Annotated in this window: 3 protein-coding genes; all 3 read left to right on the top strand. The window is 48.6% G+C overall.

The annotated features are described in order from the left end of the window. Positions 1 to 271: 271 nt before the first annotated feature. Positions 272 to 2395 carry a DUF1588 domain-containing protein gene (locus tag AC3A8L_RS19450; protein ID WP_487963933.1) on the top strand — a complete coding sequence of 708 codons (2124 nt, stop codon included), beginning with the start codon at positions 272 to 274 and terminating at the stop codon, positions 2393 to 2395. Between the two features lie 11 nt (positions 2396 to 2406). Further along, positions 2407 to 3855, top strand: a complete 1449-nt coding sequence (locus AC3A8L_RS19445; RefSeq protein ID WP_487963932.1) for a DUF1552 domain-containing protein — start codon at positions 2407 to 2409, stop codon at positions 3853 to 3855. A gap of 184 nt (positions 3856 to 4039) precedes the next feature. Next, on the top strand, positions 4040 to 5411 hold a 1372-nt coding region (locus tag AC3A8L_RS19440), incomplete at its 3' end, for a Kazal-type serine protease inhibitor family protein (protein ID WP_487963931.1).

The raw sequence follows: 5411 nt of genomic DNA, 5'->3' as shown, positions 1-5411 counted from the left end.
GGTCCATCTTATTTCCTGCGTTATCCTAATCTGCCACATCCGTGTGGCGGTGCAATGTCTAATAAGAGGCTCCTGCCTCGATACGTTATTCTAATAACCTGCCTCCCTGCAGGCCCTCTTCGCCTAATTGGATAAACAATCTATTACCTCGCCCCCTAAGCCAACACACCTTAGCCAATACGAACAACAAGAATGTGATTCAATTGGTATTTAATCAACCATATATGACCTAACATGACCCTATGTATCTGAAAAATATTGAGGGGTGGGTATGACATCTTGGCTTAAAGCCCTGGGGCTACTGAGTTTGGCGGCTGTGTTATCCGCCTGTACAGGGGAAACTGAGAGTAGCAGCAGTCACAATGCGATGACCAGCAGCCTGCAATCAAACACCAGTATGGCGTCCATGCCTAACGCTATAAGCTCTAGCGTTAATCACAGCTCATCAGCGCCTGCCACCATGCAACCAGTTGATCAATGCAATACCACCAATCAATGCCGAATCACCTATGGCGCCCAAGCCACAGACTGCCGTGATAGCGGCGCTGACAACAGTGTCTGTATTTGTGGCGACGCCCCATGTGTCGCCACATCAAGCTCACCAACAACCACTACCTCCAGCGTGAATGCGTCGAGTTCCAGCGCAAATACCTTAACGGGTGCATTTTTGTATCTTGATCTATGCTCTGGCTGCCACGGGCTTGATGGACAAGACAAAATTTTTCCTCTGAACAACGATATGCTATCCGCTAACCAAATGGTCAATGCCATCACGGCGACAATGCCGCCCACCGCTATAGACGATTGCCTGCAAGCCTGTGCTGAGAAAATTACCGATCACATCAAAAACGATCTGCTCGCGGGCGGTATAAAACTGGAGCCTCGCCGGCCTTTAGTGGCTCGCCTTACTACACCACAAATCCTTAATAGCGTTTACGATATTTTTTCCGTTAGTCCTGGCGCCGAGGTTGTCGCTAGCATGCCGGTAGAATCTATTGATGAAAAAGGTTTTATTACCCTCGCCGACAATCAACGTATGGAGGCGCAATATCCTCGTGCCTACAATTTATTAGCGCAAGATATTATTGCCCAGTTAAACATCAGTAATTTTGCACAGCAATTAGCCAGCTGCAACGATACCGGTAATGCCTGCGCCACAAAATTCCCTAAAGTATTGGGTTTGCATTTATTTAGAAGACCCTTAAGCGATACCGAACAAAACCACTACAGCACCTTATTGAGTGATGTCGCAGCGCTAGACGGCGCCAACTTTAACGATGCGGCAGGTGCGGTAATTGCCGCCATGCTGCAAGCCCCACAATTTATTTATCGCCCAGAACAAGAAACAGGGGCTGAAGGTGGCACACGTGAATTAAACGGTTACGAGCTTGCCAGCCGACTCGCGTATTTTTTATGGCAATCAACACCCGACGCTCCCTTGCTCGCGTTTGCACAGAGCCTACAAAATCAACCCCTAAAGACCGCGATGCTAAAAAGCCAAATTAATCGCATGATGCAAGATTCGCGTTTTGCTAGAACACGCACAACCTTTTGGGCTGACTACACAATTACTTCAACAGCTTCGCTATTAAATGCCGACACACAGTTAGCCAGCGATTTAAAAACAAGCTTGATGGCAACACTAGAGCGGGCTTCTGGCGTCGGCGCCAACCCCATTGCGTTACAACAACTATTCACAACACAAACAATGATGCTCACCGAGCGGCTGGCCCTCGATTTAGGTTTACCCAGTAAAGGCGAAGGCTTAAAGCTTTATAACACCAGTACTGCACCACAGCGAACAGGCTTTTTATCCCACCCTGGCCTACTGGCCAATATTGGCTCGACATCTTTTGTGGGGCGCGGCGTAGTCATGACCGAGCGAATTTTATGCCGCCATATTCCAGAGCCACCTTCTGGGATTCAAGCCGCTATTGATGATACCGCGACAGCCACTAAAAACCTGACGCCACGACAAGCTAAAGATTATCGCTTTGGCCTAGGAGGCGTCTGCGCGAGCTGCCATCGCAATTTCGAACCCATCGCTTTTGCCTTTGAACGCTTTGATGTTTTAGGCCGCTATACCGAACAAGATTCACAAGGGCGCGACCTTTTTAGCCACGGTTATTTACAAACCGAGAATGGCGACGAAGGTACCGCCTATGATGATGTAGCAGGGTTAATGAGCCTGCTTGCGCAAAACGAAGAAACCTCAAGTTGTTTTGCACAAAACATGCTGACATTTGCCACTGGGCGTAGCCATGCCGCGACAGATATCAATACTATTAACGAAGCGCACGCAAATTATCTAGCGGATGGAGGTACCTTTAATGCGTTAATTCAGGCTATCGCATTGCACCCCGCATTCCACCAAACCACGACCGTAGCCAATTAAGGAGCGAGTTTATGCGCGATTCTATCGATCCAAAAAATTCGTACAACACCACTCAAGCCAGCCGCGCCAGCCGTCGCTCGGTGGTATCCCGCAGGATGCTGCTAAAAGGCGCCGGTAGTGTTTTAGTCGGCTTACCGTTGCTAGAAGAGGCTATGCCTAAAGCCAATGCCGCTGACGCAATTCCCAAACGGATGTTAACCATGAGCTTTGGTTTAGGCATAGAAGCGGACCTACAAGCTGAGCTCTGGAATGGCCCGCTAGCACCGCTCGAATCAATCGCCCATAAAATGATGATGTTCTCTAACCTAAGCGACGCTAATTTAGCGGGTAGTGGAACCACACATTTTAAAGTCGGCGCATCACAATTCACTGGCCAAAAACAGCCAAATGATAAGAAGGCCGGCGGCCCATCACTCGAACAAATTATGCGACAGGCATTACACCCCAATGGGGTGCCCTCAATTACAGGCTTGCCATCTAAATCGGCTGGAATGTGGTCGCGCACAGGATCTATTACACAATATTGCCGCCACTGGAATAACGATGGCAGCCCCGGCGAATTACCCGAACGCAGACCCAGCAAAGTGTTCGACGCTATTTTTGGCCGCTACGATGCCAATACCAACAATGGCGCGCAGGATTTAAAGTCGCGCATACAGCGCAGCGTATTAGATTCTGTTTTAGCGCAGTACCAATCACTCACGGGACAAAATTCGTATTTAGGCTTCGATTCCAAGCAAAAAATCATTAACCATCTAGAACAAATACGCTCCATCGAAAAAGAACTCGCCAGTGCCGATGGCGCCGCCGATGAAATTGAAAATACGGAAACCAACGGTTTGCCGCAAAAAAACACTTACTCCGATCCGAGTGACATCAACTTTTACGACGCCCAAAACGGCCCCACCACAGGCCCAAAAGTAGACTGGCAAAAAGCCCAACAGGCTTTTCGCCTAAATGGCGACCTCTTTGCATTAGGGTTTCAAATGGACGCACTGCGTTTTGGCAGCATGGTCTTTGTTGGTGCTGGTGAACATTTACGCTTCACCGGAAATTACACCGCAGAAAAAATCAATAAAAGCCTTAATTTTAGTGAAGTATTCGATAATAGCTCGCCGCACGATGGCATTTTTCATAATTACGTTAAAAATTCGGTGCGCGTATATCAATACTATGTGGTAAGCCAGTTAGCCTATGTATTACAAAAAATGGACAGTTTGATTGAACCCAACGGCAAAACAGTACTCGACAACAGCTGTGTAGTACTCGGCACTGAATACGGAAAAAACCATGAAGACAGCGGAAATATTTTTCACGCAGTAGCCGGCGGCAACAATTTATTTCGCACGGGGCAGATAAGTCAAAAGCATAACTTTAATGATGTCTATAAAACTGTGCTCGATGCTTACGCTATAAATCATAATATTGGCGGTAATACCGTGGGTGGGTTATTGGCTTAGAGACGAGGCTATAATAGTTAATCAAATTAAGCTTGGAGAAGAATGTCGAGACAGGCAACGAATTTCGACAGCAGCGGCTACCTAGCCTTCATATTAAAACCGATTCACACTCTTACAATTCTTAACAGTTTCCCCATGCTGGCACGACTAAAATGCGAGCATCACTTACCTTGCGGGTAAACTTATGAAAACAGCAGCAGGTATAGCAACAACCGGCCTCGGCCTGGCACTGGCACTTCTTGCCGGTTGCGATGGCGCAACCATCACTATTGATATCGAACCACATTCGTCATCCAGTTCGAGCATCACTCAATCATCAAGCTCTAGTGTTGAGCAATCAAGTTCTAGCGAGGCGCAATCGTCGAGTAGCTCAAGCGTCCATATTTGCGACTCGGATATGCCGCCATCCGGGGCGCCAGCGTGCTATATGATCACCCCAGAATGCGACGACACTATGGTATGTGCCGTTGAGTTTAGTACCAGAGACTACTGCGGTGTGCGCGGCTTGAATGCAGAAATTGTTGATGACCCAAGTCTTGGTGGCGAGTGCGAATCGCTCGAATATTGGAACTACCGCAACTGCAAATTGCTTAACGGCGCTACATTTATAGCGACAACACTTGGCGAGGCCGGCGCTACGCCAGAGGGCATCAGCCAAATGCATTGGCGCTTTACCTTTGAGGATGGCGATGTAAGGTTAATACAATCTGACTTTGGTATTAGCGGCAATTACACCTGCCGAAATGATCAAGTGATTGTGACCTTGGATGATGGCCCCGAGGTTGAGCATGTGCTCGATATCGACGCTCGCCTTTACCAATTTACCTTTGACCCACTCGGCACCGGCGAAAAAACCTACAGCAATACCTATGGTCACGTGCCAGACAACTACAGTGATTGCAGCAAAGTCGCGGGCAACCATTATGTACTGCAAAATGCCGCAACTAGCCCGCTCGAAATGGATTATTACCTAACTTTTAACGAGGCACCCAATTCAGTCACCTACAGTGATGGCACACAAGAAGATTCGGGCTTTTATGACTGTGATATGGGCGCGTTGCATGTGCACACGCCCAATCATGCCGAGTATCCTCTTCTGGTAGACGTTGCCGAAGATGGCTCCAGCGTTACCATCCGCGGGCTAAACAGCATTACACTACCGATTCAAAACCCAACACCCGGCTTTTGCACCAAGGAATACGCCCCGGTGTGCGGCACTCAAGCCGTGCAATGCGTAACTACCCCCTGCCCGCCACTGCACAAAACCTACGGCAACCAGTGCGAGGCCGATAGCAGTAACTCGACGGTGTTATTTGAAGGAGAGTGCGGCAAGCTTGAAGGCGCACCGGTCGAATCACTACCAGTTGCCTGCGATGACGTATTTGACCCTGTGTGCGCTAAAAAACACAATCCATCGGTGGCCTGTATCACCGAGCCCTGCCCTACCTATGAATACAAAACCTTTGGCAACAACTGCACAGCCGCTGCGCAATTTGCGGCCTTTAGTTTTAGCGATAGCTGTGATGCCTATTCGCTAGAAGGCAGGCTAAGCTTTG

Source organism: Marinagarivorans sp. (genome assembly GCF_982758155.1).
The sequence above is the reverse complement of the archived record's forward strand: the minus strand, read 5'-3'. Positions and strand labels throughout refer to the sequence as shown.